The organism is Ramlibacter albus (assembly GCF_014297445.1).
Classification (GTDB): Bacteria; Pseudomonadota; Gammaproteobacteria; order Burkholderiales; family Burkholderiaceae_C; genus Ramlibacter; species Ramlibacter albus.
In genome coordinates, this window is sequence record NZ_JACORU010000001.1 from 505167 (window position 1) to 523288 (window position 18122).

The 18122-nt window shown below is 68.5% G+C and carries 1 protein-coding gene (only partly in view); it reads right to left on the reverse strand.

What is annotated here, in order from left to right; translation table 11 throughout:
- Positions 1 to 18122, reverse strand: partial view of a DUF4347 domain-containing protein gene (locus tag H8R02_RS02430; protein WP_187079747.1) — the 3' portion only. It continues 9253 nt past the right edge of the window; the window shows 18122 of its 27375 coding nt (coding positions 9254–27375); its start codon lies off the right edge, out of view; the stop codon is at positions 1 to 3.

Here is an 18122-nt window from a genome sequence, read left to right on the forward strand (position 1 = left end):
TCAGGCCCTGCTGCGGCCGGGGCTGGCAGGGCGTTTCGCGGCCTTCTGCGCGGCCAGCGCATCCAGCAAGGCTTCGTCCGCCTTCGCCGGCGTCTGGTCCCGGGCCGCCTTGATCTGGTCGGCGAAGCGCGCCGCGGCTCGCTTCACGGGCTTGTCCTTCTCGGCCTTCGACACCTTGGCCGGCGGCTCCTCGTCAGGCGCAGCCTTTTCCTCGTCCGGGACCGCCGCGTCGGGCTGCGCCTCGGGCGGCGGCAGCGGACGGTCCAGCAACACGGAGGGGTCACCGACCGTGATGGTGAACTGAGTTCGCGCTTCGACTCCAAGGTTGTCCCGCGCAATGATGCGGATTTGCAACACGCCGACGAAGTCGGCGGGCGGGTTGCCCGTGAGCTTGCCGCTCACGCCGTCGAAGGTGACCCACGTCGGCAGCGGCTCGCCGGTGACCAGCGAGGCCTCGAGGCGCACCGTGGCGCGCGGGTTCGTGTGCACGAACGCGTCCACGGGCACGCTGAAGGACATCGCGCGGCCCACGCTGAACGCCTGGTCCGGGATCGGCTGGAAGCGCACCAGCATGTCGCCGCTTTGCGTCGTTGACGCGATGCCGAGCTCGCGCGCGGACATGCGCGCGGCGGGGAAGCCTGCGAGCGTGCTGTCGAGCGGGCCGCCTGCGGGCAGCACGGGCGCCGCCGGCGTTGCGAGCGCGACGGGCGAGCCGGCGGGCGAAACACCTTGCGACGCGCTCTCGGCGGGCGCTTGCGGTTCGGGCGCAGGTGCGGTCGCCGGTGCGGGTGCGGATGTGGCGCCCGGCAGCGTGCGTACAGGGCTGCTGTCCTGCAGCGACGCGCCGATCGCGGTGTCGCCCACGATCGTGAACGTCGTGCGGGCCTGGCGGCCGCCGTCGTCGCGCGCGATCACTTCCACTTGCAGCGTCGGTACGCCCTGCCCCGCCGGCGCGCGGCCATTGAGCAGGCCCGTGACGCCGTCGAAGTTCAGCCAGCCCGGCAGCGCCGTGCCGTCGACCATGCGCGCTTCGAGCGTGACGATGGCCTTCGGGTCCGTGTGCACGAACGCGTCGCGCGGCACGGTGAAGCTCAGGCCCGTCGGCGTGCTGCCCAGGTCGGGGATGCCGTTGAGCACGGCGAGCGACGCACCGTCGCGGGTGGTCGCGGCGGAGAGGCCGCCCACGGGCGCTGCGGACTGCGTCGCGCCGGCGTCGGCACCCGTGACGGTGGACGCACGCACGGCCGGGAAGCCGACCAGCGTCGACTCGAGCACGGCCGCGCCCGGGTCTGCGGGCGGCGGTGCACTGATCGCGACGCTTGGCGCACCGGCCGCGGGCGCGGCGGCCGGCGCGGCAGGCGACGCGACGGGCGGGGCGATCGGCGAGGGCACAGCGACGGGTGCGACGTTGGACGTCAGCGAGTTGTTCTGCACGTAGCCCGACGCGATGAACTGGTTCGCCGTGTCGTTGACCGAGTTCGTGTCCGACACCGGCGGGACGGGCGACTGCGCGATGGCCTCGATCACCAGCGGCACGGGCGGCGGCGGCGCGACCGGCTGCACGGCCACCAGCGCGGGCGCCGGCACGATGACCGGCTGCGGCGCCGGTGCGGGCGGGGTGGGCGCGGCGGTCGGCGCGGGCGCGGGTGCCTGCGTCGGTGCGGGTGTCGGTGCCTGTGTCGGTGCCGAAGTCGGCGGCGGCGTTGCGGCCGGGGGCTCGGTCGGCGCGGGCGTCGGCGGCGGAGTGGCAGCGGGCGGTTCGGTCGGCGCGGGTGTGGCCGGCGGTTGCGTCGGCGCGGGCGTGGGGGCCTGCGTCGGTGCAGGTGTGGGGGCCTGCGTCGGTGCGGGCGTGGGAGCCTGCGTGGGTGCGGGCGTCGGTGCCTGTGTCGGTGCGGGCGTCGGTGCCTGTGTCGGTGCGGGCGTGGGGGCCTGCGTGGGCGCGGGTGTCGCCGGCGGCTCCGTCGGCGCAGGCGTGGCGGGCGGCTGCGTCGGTGCGGCTGTCGCGGGCGGCTGCGTGGCCGGCGGCTGCGTCGCCGGGTTCTCGTCGACGTCGCGCACGTTGAGGTTCACCGTCACGCCGCTGGACCAGTTGCCCGCGAGGTCGCGCGCCTGCACGGCCACCGTGAAGCTGGGCTGCCCCGCCTCGAAGTCGTTGCTGGGCGCACCGGCGGCGGCACCCGCCGCGGTGAGGCTGATCGCACCCGCATTCGAGATGGCGTAGTAGCCGTCCGAACTGACGCTCGTGCGCGTGGCCGCGAAACGGTAGTCGGTGACACCGACCGCATCCGTCGCCTTGACCGCACCCACGACGGCGCCGGTGGCCTGGTTCTCGTCGTACGTGAACGTCTGGCCGGCCGCGATCACGGGCGGCGTGTCGTCGATGTCCGCGACATTGAGCTTGATGTTCGCGGCGGCCGACCAGTGGCCCGCGGCATCGCGCGCCTGCACGGCAAGCGTGAAGGTGTTCGGCGTTGTCTCGAAGTCGTTGCTGGCCGCGTTGGCCGCGGCGCCGGCGGCCGTCAGCTTGACCTGGCCGGTGGCCGAGATCGTGAAGAAACCGTCGTCGCTGGTCGTGGTGCCGTTGGCGAACTGGAAGCCGGTCACGCCGGTGTCGTCCGTCGCCGCAACCGTTGCCAGGATGTCGCTCGTGGCCCGGTTCTCGTCGTAGGTGAACGTCTGGCCGGCCTTCACCGTCGGCGGCGTATCGTCGAAGTCGGCGACTTCGAGCACCACGTCGGTGGCGGTGGACCAGTTGCCCGCGGCGTCGCGCGCCTGCACCTTCACGGTGAAGGTGTTGGGCGTGATCTCGTAGTCGTTGCTGGCGGAGCCGGCCGCTGCACCCACCGAGGTCAGCCGGATGCGGCCGCTCGTGTCGATCGTGAAGGAGCCGTCGTCGCTGAAGGTGGTGCCGTTGGCGAACCTGAAGCCGGTGACCGCCACGTCGTCGAACGCGGTCACGGTGCCGAGGATGTCGCTCGTGCCGCGGTTCTCGTTGTACGTGAACGTGAGGCCTGTCGAGACGATCGGCGCCGACGTGTCGCCCGCCGGCGGCGGGGGCGGCGGCGGCGGGGCCGGCGAGTCGCTGAGGTCGTTGACGTTGAGCGTGACTTTCGTCGCGGCCGACCAGTTGCCCGCGGCGTCGCCGGCCTGCACGCTGTGCGTGAAGGTGTTGGGCGCCGTCTCGAAGTCGTTCGCGGCCACGCCCGCGGAAGCGCCGGCCACCGTGAGGCGGATCTTGCCGTCGTTGCCGATGGTGAAGTAGCCGTCGTCGCTGATCTGGCCGCCGTTCGAGAAGCGGTACGCCGTGACGGCGACGTTGTCGGTGGCGGCCACCGTGCCCAGCACGTCGGTGGTGCTGCGGTTCTCGTCGTAGCTGAACGACTGGTTCGCCGTGACGGTGGGCGCCGTCGGGTCGGCCGGCGGCGGCGGTGGCGGCGGCGCGTCGTTCACGTCGGCGACGTTCAGCGTCACATTGACGGCGGCGGACCAGTTGCCCGCGGCGTCGCCGGCCTGCACCGACTGCGTGAAGGTGTTGGGCGTCGTCTCGAAATCGTTCGAGGCGGCACTCGCCGCCGCGCCCGCCGTCGTCAGGCGGATCTTGCCGGCGTTGTCGACCGCGTAGTAACCGTCGGTGCTGACCTGGCCGCCATTGGCAAAGCGCCAGGCGGTGACCGCGACGTTGTCCGTGGCCGCGAGCGTGCCCAGCACGTCGCTCGTGGCGCGGTTCTCGTTGTACGTGAAGGACTGGCCCGCGGTCACGACCGGCGCGGCATCGTCGAGGTCGGCGACGTTCAGTGTCACGTCGACCGCCGTGGACCAGTTGCCGGCTGCGTCCGATGCCTGCACGCCCAGCGTGAAGGTGTTCGGTGTCGTCTCGAAGTCGTTCGAGGCCGCAGCAGCGGCGGCACCGGCCGCGGTGAGCTTGATCTGGCCGCCGTTGCCGATGGTGAAGAAGCCGTCGCTGCTGGTCGTGCCGCCCGTGCTGAACTTGAAGCCGGTGACGGCGCGGTCGTCCGTCGCGGCAACCGTGCCGAGCACGTCCGAGGTGCTGCGGTTCTCGTTGTACGTGAATGCCTGGCTCGCCGTGATCGTCGGCGCCTTCGTGTCCGGCGTCGCGTCGGAGAGGTCCGCGACCTTCAGCGTCACGTCCACTGCCGTCGACCAGTTCCCGGCCGCATCGCGTGCCTGCACGGCTTCCGTGAACGTGTTCGGCGCGGTCTCGAAGTCGTTCGCCGCACCGACGGTGCCCGCGGTCGTCAGAGAGATCTTGCCGCTGTTGTCGATCTGGAAGTAGCCGTCGGCGCTGATCGTGAGGCCGTTGGAGAAGCGGAAGCCGGTGACGCCGACCCCATCGCTCGCCGCGACGGTGCCCAGCACGTCCGACGAGCTGCGGTTCTCGTCGTAGGTGAACGCCTGGTTCGCGGCGACCACCGGGGCGATGTCATCCACATCCGTGACGTTGAGCGTCACGTTCGTGGCCGTCGACCAGTTGCCGGCGGCGTCGCGCGCCCGCACGCTCACCGTGAACGTGTTCGGCGTCGTCTCGAAGTCGTTGCTGGCCGCGTTGGCTGCCGCACCCGCCGTCGTCAACTTCACCTGCCCGTTGGCCGCGATGGTGAAGAAGCCGTCGTCGCTCGTGGTCGTGCCGTTGGCGAACTGGAAGCCCGTCACGCCCACCGCATCCGTCGCGGCGACCGTGCCGAGCACGGTGCTCGTGGAAGAGTTCTCGGTGTAGGCGAACGACTGGTTCGGCGTGACCACCGGGGGCGTCACGTCGTTCTCGTTCACGTCGGCGACGTTCAGCACCACGTCCACCGCCGTGGACCAGTTGCCCGCGGCGTCGCGCGCCTGCACGCCGTGCGTGAAGCTGTTGGGCGTGACCTCGAAGTCGTTGCTGGCGGCGCCGGCCGCCACGCCGGACGAAGTCAGCGTGATCTTGCCGTCGTTGCCGATCTGGAAATACCCGTCGGCGCTGGTGCTGCCACCCGTGGCGCTGAAGCGGAAGCCGGTGACGCCGATGGCATCGGTGGCCGTCACGGTCCCGAGCACGTCGGATGCGCCGCGGTTCTCGTTGTACGTGAACGACTGGCTGCCGCCGACCACCGGCGCGACCGTGTCCGCGACGACGACCGTCGCCACCGCGCTCGCGTTGTTGTTCTCCGCGTCCTTGACCGTGATGGTGAAGGTGCGGTTGCCCGGCGTGAAGGCGGCCTTCGTGTCCTGGTACTGCAGCGCGCGCACGATGCCCTGTGCCTCGGCCGCGGTGAGGTTGCCGCCGCCGTTCCTGCTGACGACGAAGGCGCCGCCCGTGTAGGCGATGTCGACCGCGACACCCGCCACCGTGACGTTGCTCTGGTTCGTGAAGCCGGTGCCGTCCGCGCGTACCGCCGTGAGCGTGCCGATGGTCAGCAGCTCGTTCGCGCCGTCCGCGATGCTGCCCGCCACGATGGAGATCGTCGCGATCTTGTCGCTGGTCTCCGTCACCGTGGCCGCCGCACCGTCGTTGTCGAGGCTGACGATCGCGCCGTTCGCACTCGTCACGCTGTAGGCGGAGCCCGCGGCGGCGGTGTCGAGGTCGATGGTGGGCGCCGAGGTGTCGTCGGCCACGTCCAGCACGTTGAGCGTGAGCGTGGCGGCCGGGGACCAGTTGCCCGCCGCGTCCGACGCCTGCATGGCGTAGGTGAAGCTGTTGGGTGCCGTCTCGTAGTCGTTCGACGCGACGCCGGCCGCGACGCCCGCCGTCGTGAGGCGGACCTTGCCGGTGCTGTCGATGGTGAAGTAGCCGTCGGCGCTGGTGGAGCCACCGGTGGCCTGGAAGCGCCAGCCCGAGATCGTGCCCAGGTTGTCGGTGGCCGTCATCGTGCCCAGCACGTCGGTGGTGGAGCGGTTCTCGTTGTAGCCGAAGGTCGCCGCATTGGCGGTCGGTGCGATCGTGTCGCTGACGGTGACCGTGGCCACCGCGCTGCCGGTGTTGTTCTCCGAATCCTTCACGCTGATCGTGAAGGTGCGGTTGCCGGTGGTGAACGCGGTCTTCGTGTCCTCGTACTGCAGCGCGCGGACGATGCCCTGCGCTTCGGCCGTGGTGAGGTTGCCGCCGCCGTTCTTGCTGATGACGTAGGCACCGCCGGTGTAGGCGATGTCGACGGCTGCTCCCGCGACCGTGACGTTCGACTGGTTCGTGTACCCCGTGCCGTCCGTGCGGACTGCGCTGAGGGTGCCGATCGTCAGCAGCTCGTTCGCGCCGTCGGGCGCGCTGCCCGCGGAGATGGAGATCGTCGCGATCCTGTCGCTCGCTTCCACCAGGGTCGCCGCATTCGCGTTGTTGTCCAGGCTGGTGATCGCGCCGTTCGCGCTCGTCACGCTGTAGTTGACACCGGCGGCCGCGCCGTCGAGGTCCAGCACCGGCGCGCTGCTGTCGTCGGCCGCATCCTGCACGTTCAGCGTGATGGCGGTGGCCGTGCTCCAGTTGCCCGCCGCATCCCCGGCCTGCACGCTGTGCGTGAAGGTGTTGGGCGTGGTCTCGTAGTCGTTCGACGCGATGCCCGCCGCTGCGCCCGCGGCGGTCAGCTTCACCTGGCCGCTGCTGTTGATGGTGAAGTAGCCGTCGGAGCTGATCGAACCGCCGGTAGCCGAGAAACGCCAGTTCGTCACGCCGACCGCGTCGGTGGCCGTCACCGTGCCGAGCGTGTCGGACGTCGCGCGGTTCTCCGTGTAGTTGATCGTCGTGCCACCGGTGACCGCCGGTGCGGTCGTGTCGGCCACGTTGACCGTCGCGGTGGCCGAGCCGGTGTTGTTGTTCGCGTCCTTCACGCTGATGGTGAAGGTGCGGTTGCCGGCGGTGAAGTTCGACTTCGTGTCCTGGTACTGCAGCGCGCGCACGATGCCTTGCGCTTCGGCCGTGGTCAGGTTGCCGCCACCGTTCTTGCTGATGACATAGGCGCCGCCCGTGTAGGCGATGTCGACCGCGACACCCGCGACTGTGACGTTACCCTGGTTCGTGAAGCCCGTGCCGTCGGTGCGCACGGCCGCGAGCGTGCCGATGGTGAGCAGCTCGTTGGCGCCATCGGGCGAGCTGCCTGCCGAGATGCTGATCGTGGCGACCTTGTCGCTCGCTTCGACCAGCGTCGCGGCGTTGCCGTTGTTGTCCAGGCTGGTGATCGCGCCGTTGGCGCTGGTCACGCTGTAGTTGACGCCCGAGGTCGCGCCGTCGAGGTCGACCACCGGTGCGCTGGAGTCATCGGCGGCGTCGTCCAGCACGTTCAGCGTGACGTTGGTCGCCGCGCTCCAGTTGCCCGCCGCGTCGCCGGCCTGCACGCCGTGCGTGAAGCTGTTGGGCGTGGTCTCGAAGTCGTTGCTGGCCGCATTGGCCGCGGCGCCGGCGGTGGTCAGCTTGATCCGGCCGCTGCTGTCGATCGTGAAGTACCCGTCGGAGCTGATCGAAGCGTTGGTCGCGGAGAAGCGCCATTGCGTCACGCCGATCGCGTCGGTGGCGGTTACGGTGCCGAGCGTGTCGGTGGTCGAGCGGTTCTCGGTGTAGCTGATGGACGTGCCGCCGGTGACGGTCGGCGCGGTCGCATCGGTCACGGAGACGGTCGCCGTCGCGCTGGCCGTGTTGTTGTTGGCGTCCTTCACGGTGAGCGTGAAGGTGCGCGTGCCGGTCGTGAAGCTGGTCTTCGTGTCCTGGTACTGCAGCGCGCGCACGATGCCCTGCGCCTCGGCCGTGCCCAGGTTGCCGCCGCCGTTCCTGCTGATCACGTAGGCACCGCCGGTGTAGGCGATGTCGACCGCGACACCCGCGACCGTGACGTTCGACTGGTTCGTGTAGCCCGTGCCGTCCGTGCGGACTGCGGTGAGCGCGCCGATGGTCAGCAGCTCGTTCGCGCCGTCGGGTGCGCTGCCCGCCGAGACGGAGATCGTCGCGATCCGGTCGCTCGCTTCGACGATCGTGGCCGCGCTGCCGTCGTTGTCGAGGCTCACGAGGGCGCCGTTGGCGCTGGTCACGCTCCAGTTGACGCCGGCGGTCGCGCCGTCGAGGTCGAGGACCGGGGCGGTGTTGTCGTCGGTCGTGTCGTCGAGGACGTTCAGCGTGACGGCCGTCGCGGTGCTCCAGTTACCTGCCGCGTCACCCGCCTGCACGCTGTGCGTGAAGGTGTTGGGCGTGGTTTCGTAGTCGTTGCTGGCGATGCCGGCGGCCGCCCCGGCGGCGGTGAGCTTGATCTTGCCGGTGCTGTCGATGGTGAAGTAGCCGTCCGAGCTGACCTGGCCGCCGGTGGCCGAGAAGCGCCAGTTGGTCACGCCGACCGCGTCGGTGGCCGTCACAGTGCCCAGCGTGTCGGAGGTCGTGCGGTTCTCGGTGTAGTTGACCGTCGTGCCGCCAGTGATGGTTGGCGACGTCGTGTCGCTCACGGCCACGGTCGCGGTCGCGCTCGCCGTGTTGTTGTTCGCGTCCTTCACGGTGATCGTGAACGTGCGGTTGCCGGCGGTGAACGCGGACTTCGTGTCTTCGTACTGCAGCGCCCGGACGATGCCTTGGGCTTCAGCCGTCGTGAGGTTGCCCCCACCGTTCTTGCTGATGACGTAGGCACCGCCGCTGAACGCGATGTCCACCGCGACACCCGCAACCGTCTGGTTCGTCAGATTCGTGAAGCCCGTGCCGTCGGTGCACGACGCCGTCAGCGTCCCGATGGTCAGGAGCTCGTTCGCGCCATCCGGCGAACTGCCGACGGAAACCGAGATCGTCGCGATCTTGTCACTCGCCTCGACGATGGTCGCGGCGTTACCGTTGTTGTCTAGGCTCACGATCGCGCCGTTGGCGCTCGTGACGCTGTAGTTCACGCCGCTCGTGGCGCCATCGAGGTCCAGCACCGGCGCGGTCGTGTCGTCCGTCGTGTCGTCGAGCACGTTCAGCGTCACTGCCGTCGCCGTGCTCCAGTTGCCCGCGGCATCGCCGGCCTGGACGCTGTGCGTGAAGGTATTGGGCGTCGTCTCGTAGTCGTTGCTGGCGATCCCGGCCGCGGCACCGGCAGCAGTCAGCTTGATCTTGCCGGTGCTGTCGATGGTGAAGTAGCCGTCCGAGCTGACCTGGCCGCCCGTTGCCGAGAAGCGCCAGTTCGTCACCCCCATGGCATCCGTGGCGGTCACGGTACCCAGCGTGTCGGAGGTAGTCCGGTTCTCGGTGTAATTGACAGTCGTGCCGCCCGTGATCGCCGGTGCCGTCGTGTCGCTGACCGACACGGTTGCCGTTGCACTGGCCGTGTTGTTGTTCGCGTCCTTCACGGTGATTGTGAACGTGCGGTTGCCAGCCGTGAACGCAGTCTTCGTGTCTTCGTATTGCAGCGCACGGACAAGGCCCTGTGCTTCCGCCGTGGTCAGGTTCCCGCCGCCGTTCTTGCTGATGACGTACGCACCGCCGGTGTAGGCGATGTCGACAGCAACGCCCGCGACCGTCTTGTTTGTCTGATCGACATAGCTCGTGCCGTCAGCTCGCACGGCGCTCAGCGTGCCGATCGTGAGCAGCTCGTTCGCGCCGTCGCTGATGCCGGAAGCAGCAATGGAGATCGTCGCGATCTTGTCGCTCGCCTCAACGATCGTGGCCGCATTGCCGTTGTTGTCCAGGCTGACGATGCCGCCGTTGGCGCTCGTCACGCTGTAATTAACACCGCTCGTGGCGCCATCGAGGTCCAGCACCGGAGCGGTCGTATCGTCGGTTGTGTCGTCCAGCACGTTCAGCGTCACCGCTGTCGCCGTGCTCCAGTTTCCCGCGGCGTCGCCGGCCTGCACGCTGTGCGTGAAGGTGTTGGGCGTCGTCTCGTAGTCGTTGCTGGCGATGCCCGCCGCGGCACCGGCCGCAGTCAGCTTGATCTTGCCGGTGCTGTCGATGGTGAAGTAGCCGTCCGAGCTGACCTGGCCGCCGGTTGCCGAGAAGCGCCAGTTCGTCACCCCCACGGCATCCGTGGCGGTCACGGTACCCAGCGTATCGGAGGTAGTCCGGTTCTCGGTGTAATTGACAGTCGTGCCGCCCGTGATCGCCGGTGCCGTCGTGTCGCTGACCGACACGGTTGCCGTTGCACTGGCCGTGTTGTTGTTCGCGTCCTTCACGGTGATTGTGAACGTGCGGTTGCCAGCCGTGAACGCAGTCTTCGTGTCTTCGTATTGCAGCGCACGGACAAGGCCCTGTGCTTCCGCCGTGGTCAGGTTCCCGCCGCCGTTCTTGCTGATGACGTACGCACCGCCGGTGTAGGCGATGTCGACAGCAACGCCCGCGACCGTCTTGTTTGTCTGATCGACATAGCTCGTGCCGTCAGCTCGCACGGCGCTCAGCGTGCCGATCGTGAGCAGCTCGTTCGCGCCGTCGCTGATGCCGGAAGCAGCAATGGAGATCGTCGCGATCTTGTCGCTGGCTTCAACGACGGTCGCGGCGTTGCCGTTGTTGTCCAGGCTGACGATGCCGCCGTTGGCGCTCGTCACGCTGTAGTTCACGCCGCCGGTGGCGCCGTCGAGGTCCAGCACCGGAGCGGTGGTGTCGTCGGTTGTGTCGTCGAGGACATTCAGCGTAATGGCCGTTGCGGTGCTCCAGTTGCCCGCTGCGTCGCCGGCCTGCACGCTGTGCGTGAAGGTGTTGGGCGTGGTTTCGTAGTCGTTGCTGGCGATGCCCGCGGCGGCACCGGCGGCGGTGAGCTTGATCTTGCCGGTGCTGTCGATGGTGAAGTAGCCGTCCGAGCTGACCTGGCCACCGGTGGCCGAGAAGCGCCAGTTGGTCACGCCGACCGCGTCGGTGGCCGTGACGGTGCCGAGCGTGTCGGTCGTCGCACGATTCTCGGTGTAGTTGACGGTCGTGCCGCCGGTGATGGTCGGCGCCGTCGTGTCGCTCACGGCCACGGTCGCGGTCGCGCTCGCCGTGTTGTTATTCGCGTCCTTCACCGTGATCGTGAAGGTGCGGTTGCCAGCGGTGAACGCAGTCTTCGTGTCCTCGTACTGCAGCGCCCGCACGATGCCCTGCGCTTCCGCCGTGGTCAGGTTGCCGCCGCCGTTCTTGCTGATGACGTAGGCGCCGCCGCTGAACGCGATGTCCACCGCAACACCCGCGACCGTCTGATTCGTCAGGTTCGTGAAGCCCGTGCCGTCGGTGCGCGACGCCGTCAGCGTCCCAATGGTCAGGAGCTCGTTCGCGCCATCGGGCGAGCTGCCGGCGGAAACCGAGATCGTCGCGATCTTGTCGCTGGCTTCGACGATCGTCGCAGCGTTGCCGTTGTTGTCGAGGCTGACGATCGCGCCGTTGGCGCTGGTGACGCTGTAGTTCACCCCCGAGGTCGCGCCGTCGAGATCGAGCACGGGTGCCGTCGTGTCGTCGGTCGTGTCATCGAGGACATTCAGCGTGACGGCCGTCGCGGTGCTCCAATTGCCTGCCGCGTCACCCGCCTGCACGCTGTGCGTGAAGGTGTTGGGCGTCGTCTCGTAATCGTTGCTGGCGATACCAGCTGCGGCACCAGCGGCGGTCAGCTTGATCTTGCCGGTGCTGTCGATGGTGAAGTAGCCGTCCGAGCTGACCTGGCCGCCCGTTGCCGAGAAGCGCCAGTTCGTCACACCGACCGCGTCGGTCGCCGTCACAGTGCCGAGCGTGTCGGACGTGGTCCGGTTCTCCGTGTAGTTGACAGTAGTTCCACCAGTGATCGTCGGTGCCGTCGTGTCGCTGACCGTCACCGTCGACGTCGCGCTGGCCGTGTTGTTGTTCGCATCCTTCACGGTGATCGTGAAGGTGCGGTTGCCCGCCGTGAACGCGCTCTTGGTGTCTTCGTACTGCAGGGCCCGGACGATACCTTGGGCTTCAGCGGTCGTCAGGTTCCCGCCGCCGTTCTTGCTGATGACGTAGGCACCACCGGTGTACGCGATGTCGACAGCCACGCCGGCGACCGTCTTGTTCGTCTGGTCGACGTAGCTGGTGCCGTCTGCACGAACGGCGGTCAGCGTGCCGATCGTGAGCAGCTCGTTCGCGCCGTCGCTGATGCCAGACGCGGCAATCGAGATCGTCGCGATCTTGTCGCTGGCTTCAACGATCGTGGCCGCATTGCCGTTGTTGTCCAAGCTGACGATTGCGCCGTTTGCACTCGTGACGCTGTAGTTCACGCCGCTCGTGGCGCCGTCGAGGTCCAGCACCGGCGCCGTGGTGTCGTCGGTCGTGTCGTCAAGCACGTTCAGAGTCACCGCCGTCGCCGTGCTCCAGTTGCCCGCGGCATCGCCGGCCTGGACGCTGTGCGTGAAGGTATTGGGCGTCGTCTCGTAGTCGTTGCTGGCGATCCCGGCCGCGGCACCGGCCGCGGTCAGCTTGATCTTGCCGGTGCTGTCGATGGTGAAGTAGCCGTCCGAGCTGACCTGGCCACCGGTGGCCGAGAAGCGCCAGTTCGTCACACCGACCGCGTCGGTGGCCGTGACGGTGCCGAGCGTGTCGGACGTGGTCCGGTTCTCCGTGTAATTGACAGTCGTGCCGCCCGTGATGGTCGGCGCCGTCGTGTCGCTCACGGCCACGGTTGAGGTCGCGCTGGCCGTATTGTTGTTCGCGTCCTTCACGGTGATCGTGAACGTGCGGCTGCCGGCGGTGAACGACGTCTTCGTGTCTTCGTACTGCAACGCGCGGACGACGCCTTGCGCTTCGGCCGTCGTGAGGTTGCCGCCGCCGTTCTTGCTGATGACGTAGGCGCCGCCGCTGAACGCGATGTCCACCGCGACACCCGCGACCGTCTGGTTCGTCAGGTTCGTGAAGCCAGTGCCGTCGGTGCGCGACGCCGTCAGCGTCCCAATGGTCAGGAGCTCGTTCGCGCCATCGGGCGAGCTGCCGGCGGAAACCGAGATCGTCGCGATCTTGTCGCTGGCTTCTACGATCGTCGCAGCGTTGCCGTTGTTGTCGAGGCTGACGATTGCGCCGTTTGCGCTCGTGACGCTGTAGTTCACACCGCTCGTGGCGCCATCGAGGTCCAGCACCGGAGCGGTGGTGTCGTCGGTTGTGTCGTCGAGGACGTTCAGCGTGACGGCCGTCGCGGTGCTCCAATTGCCTGCCGCGTCACCCGCCTGCACGCTGTGCGTGAAGGTGTTGGGCGTCGTTTCGTAATCGTTCGAGGCAACGCCCGCGGCCGCGCCGGCAGCGGTCAGTTTGATCTGGCCGCTGCTGTCGATCGTGAAGTAGCCGTCCGAGCTCACCTGGCCGCCGGTCGCGGAGAAACGCCAGTTGGTCACACCCACGGCATCGGTGGCCGTCACCGTGCCCAGCGTGTTGGCTGTCGTGCGGTTCTCGGTGTAGTTGAACGTCGTGCCGCCGGTGATCGTCGGTGCCGTCGTGTCGGAGACCGTGACCGTCGCAGTTGCGCTCGCGGTATTGTTGTTCGCGTCCTTTACGGTGATCGTGAAGGTGCGGTTGCCCGCCGTGAACGCGCTCTTGGTGTCTTCGTACTGCAGGGCCCGGACGATGCCTTGGGCTTCAGCGGTCGTCAGGTTACCGCCGCCGTTCTTGCTGATGACGTAGGCACCACCGGTGTACGCGATGTCGACAGCCACGCCGGCGACCGTCTTGTTCGTCTGGTCGACGTAGCTGGTGCCGTCTGCACGAACGGCGGTCAGCGTGCCGATCGTGAGCAGCTCGTTCGCGCCGTCGCTGATGCCAGACGCGGCAATCGAGATCGTCGCGATCTTGTCGCTGGCTTCAACCATCGTGGCTGCGCTGCCGTTGTTGTCCAGGCTCACGATCGCGCCATTGGCACTCGTGACGCTGTAGTTCACACCGCTGGTGGCGCCGTCAAGGTCCAGCACCGGAGCCGTCGTGTCGTCGGTCGTGTCGTCGAGGACATTCAGCGTCACGGCCGTCGCCGTGCTCCAGTTACCTGCCGCGTCACCCGCCTGCACGCTGTGCGTGAAGGTGTTGGGGGTCGTTTCGTAGTCGTTGCTGGCGATCCCGGCCGCCGCACCGGCAGAAGTGAGCTTGATCTTGCCGGTACTGTCGATGGTGAAGTAACCGTCGGAGCTGACCTGGCCGCCCGTCGCGGAGAATCGCCAATTGGTCACGCCGACCGCGTCGGTAGCCGTGACGGTGCCGAGCGTGTCGGACGTGGTCCGGTTCTCGGTGTAGTTGACAGTCGTGCCGCCCGTGATGGTCGGCGCCGTCGTGTCACTCACCGTCACCGTCGACGTCGCGCTGGCCGTGTTGTTGTTCGCATCCTTCACGGTGATCGTGAAGGTCCGGTTGCCCGCGGTGAACGCCGACTTCGTGTCTTCGAATTGCAGCGCACGGACGATGCCCTGCGCCTCCGCCGTCGTGAGATTGCCCCCACCGTTCTTGCTGATGACGTAGGCACCGCCGGTGTAGGCGATGTCGACGGCGACGCCGGCGACCGTCTTGTTGGTCTGGTCGACGTAGCTGGTGCCGTCTGCACGAACGGCCGTCAGCGTGCCGATCGTCAGCAGCTCGTTGGCGCCATCGGTGATGCCGGAGGCAGCGATGGAGATCGTCGCGATCTTGTCGCTGGCTTCTACGATCGTCGCAGCGTTGCCGTTGTTGTCGAGGCTGACGATTGCGCCGTTTGCACTCGTGACGCTGTAGTTCACGCCGCTCGTGGCGCCGTCGAGGTCGAGGACCGGCGCGGTCGTGTCGTCCGTCGTGTCGTCGAGTACGTTCAGCGTCACTGCCGTCGCCGTGCTCCAGTTCCCGGCCGCGTCACCCGCCTGCACGCTGTGCGTGAAGGTGTTGGGTGTGGTCTCGTAGTCGTTGGACGCCACGCCCGCCGCAGCACCGGCAGCCGTGAGCTTGATCTGCCCGCTGCTGTCGATGGTGAAGTAACCGTCGGAGCTGACCTGGCCACCGGTCGCCGAGAAGCGCCAGTTCGTCACCCCCAGGGCATCCGTCGCCGTGACCGTGCCGAGGGTGTCGGTCGTTGCGCGGTTCTCGGTGTAGTTCACCGTCGTGCCGCCCGTGATCGTCGGCGCCGTCGTGTCCGTCACGGCGACCGTCGCCGTGGCCGTTCCCGTATTGTTGTTCGCGTCCTTCACGGTGATCGTGAAGGTGCGGTTGCCCGCCGTGAAGGCGCTCTTCGTGTCTTCGTACTGCAGCGCGCGGACGATGCCCTGCGCTTCGGCCGTCGTCAGGTTGCCGCTGCCGGTCTTGCTGATGACGTAGGCGCCGCCCGTGTAGGCAATGTCCACGGCCACACCGGCGACGGTCTTGTTCGTCTGCGTGGTGAAACCGGTGCCGTCCGTGCGAACGGCGGTGAGCGTGCCGATCGTCAGGAGCTCGTTCGCGCCATCCGGCGAGCTGCCGGCGGAGATCGAGATCGTCGCGACCTTGTCGCTCGCCTCGACGATCGTCGCGGCGTTGCCGTTGTTGTCCAGGCTCACGATCGCGCCATTGGCGCTCGTGACGCTGTAGTTCACGCCCGAAGTCGCACCATCGAGGTCCAGCACCGGCGCCGTCAGGTCGTCCGACGTGTCGTCCTGGACGTTCAGCGTCACGGCCGTGGCCGTGCTCCAGTTGCCCGCCGCATCGCCCGCCTGCACGCTGTGCGTGAAGGTGTTCGGTGTCGTCTCGTAGTCGTTGCTCGCCGCACCCGCGGCCGCGCCGGCCGTGGTCAGCTTGATCGCGCCGCTGCTGTCGATCGTGAAGTAACCGTCCGAGCTGATCGCCGCGTTCGTCGCCGAGAAACGCCATTGCGTCACGCCGACGGCATCGGTGGCGGTCACCGTGCCGAGCGTGCTGGCCGTCGTGCGGTTCTCGGTGTAGTTGATCGTCGTGCCGCCCGTGATCGTCGGCGCGGTCGTGTCGCTGACCGTGATCGCCACCGTGTCGGTGTCCGCGAGCGGGCCGCCGGTGCCGGTGTTGCCCTGGTCGTTGGTGCGGATCGTCAGCGTGTCGCTGCCGCTGTACCCCGCCGTCGGCGTGTAGGTCATGCCGGCCAGCGCGGCGTTCACGTTGGTGAGCGTGCCCGTGAACACCATCGACGGGTCCGCGGTGCCGTCGCCGCCTGTGAAGGTCAGGCCGGTCGTGCCGGACAAAGTCAGCGCACCGTGCGCAACACTCAGCGTGACCTGCACGTCGGCCGAGCCCGCATCTGCGTCCGCGACCTGGATCGCGCTGCCGCCGGTGAAAGTGATCGTGCCGCCACCGGCGACGGTCTGCGCGCCGGGTACGGTGTTGACCGGCGCATCGTCGACGGCGGTCAGGTTGATGGTCTTGCTGGCCGTCGCATTCTTCGCGCCGCCGGTGCCGGTGTTGCCAAGATCGTCGACCGACAGCGTCAGCGTGTCCGTGGCGGGCGGCGTATCGCCCTGGTACGTGTAGTTCAGCGTCGCACCGCCGCTGCCGGCCAGCAGGTTGCTGATCTCCGTGACCGTGCCGACCAGCACGATCGTCGTGCCGTTGGGCTGCGTTGCCGCGACGCCGGTCGTTCCGGTTGAGACGGTGAGGCTGCCCGACGCGACGCTCAAGGTGGCCTTGATCAGCGCGCCGGCGGAATCCGCGTCGGAGATCGACAGCGTCGACAGCAGCGACAGCGCCACCTGCTCGGTCGCGCTGTAGCTGGCGGGGGTGATCGTCGCGGTCGGCGCATCGTTGACGGCCGTGAGGTTGATCGTCGCCGTGTCCGTGGCCGTGAGCGTGCCGCCGACGCCCGTGGCGCCGCCATCGCTGACTTTCAGCGTGAGCGTGTCCGTGGCGGGAGGCGTGTCGCTGGTGGATGCATACGTCACCGTCGCGCTGCCGTTGCCGGCCAGTACGTCGTTGATCTGCGTGAGCGTGCCGGTGAGCACCACGGTGCCGGTGCCGGAGCCGCTCTGCGTGGCGCCGGTGGAGCCCAGCGCCACGGTGATGGCGCCCGCGCCGACCGACAGCGTCGCCGTGACGGTGGCGGTGCCCGCGTCCGGGTCGCTGATCGACAGGCCCGTGCCCTGCAGCGTGAGGCTGGCCTGTTCGTTCGCGTTGTAGCTGGTGGGCGTGATCGTCGCCACCGGCGGGTCGTTCACCGCCGCGACGGTGATGGACACCGTGTCGCTGTCGGTCTTCGCGCCGGGCGAGCCGGTGTTGCCCTGGTCGCTCGTGTCGATGGCCAGCGTGTCCGCGCCGTTGTAGCCGCTGGTGGGCGTGTACGTCATGCCCTTCAGCGCGTTGTTCACGTCCGTGAGCGTGCCCGCGAAGGTCATTGACGCATCGGCCGTGCCGTCGCCGCTGCTGAACGCGAGGCCGGTGGTGCCGGACAGGGTGAGCGCGCCGTGCGAGACGCCCAGCGTCACCTTGACCGAACCGCTGCCGGCATCGACGTCGGAGATCGACACCAGGTTCGAGTTGCCGCTGCTGAAGGTGAGCGTCGTGTTCTCGGCAACCGTCTGGGTCGCCGCCGGGAAGCCGTTCACCGGTGCGTCGTTGACGGCGCTGACGGTGATCGTGCTCGTGTCCGTGTCGGTCAGCGCGCCGCCGCCGGTGTTGCCTTCGTCGCTCGTCACCATCGTCAGCGTGACGGTGCCGTTGGCGTCTGCCGTCGGCACGAACGTGGGCGCCGATGCGCCGCCGAGGAAGGTGTTGATGTTGGCCCGAGTGCCCGTGAGCACGATGGAGCCGCCCGGCGAGCCCGTGACGGTGACGGAACTCGCGTCGCTCGCGGTCAGCGAGCCGGAATTCACCGACAGCGTCACCTTCATCGTGCCGGTGCCCGCATCGGGGTCCGCGATGGACAGGCCGGTCAATTGCAGGCTCGTGTCCTCGGCTGTCGTGAATGTGGCCGGCAACGTGTTGGTCGGGCCGTCATTGACCGCCGTGATGTTGATCGTTGCGGAAGCCGTGGACGTGAGCGCGCCGCCGCTGCCCGTGGCGCCGCCGTCGTCGACTTTCAGCGTCAGCGTGTCGGTGGCCGGGGGCGCGTCGCCCGTCGCCGCGTAGCTGACGGTCGCGCTACCGTTGCCGGCGAGCACGTCGTTGATCTGCGTGAGCGTGCCGGTGAGAACCACGGTGCCGGTACCCGACCCGCTCTGCGAAGCGCCGGTGGAGCCGAGCGCAACGGTGAGCGCGCCGGCGCCGACCGACAGCGTGGCCGTGACGGTCGCGCCACCCGCGTCGACGTCGCTGATCGACAGGCCCGTGCCCTGCAGCGTCAGGC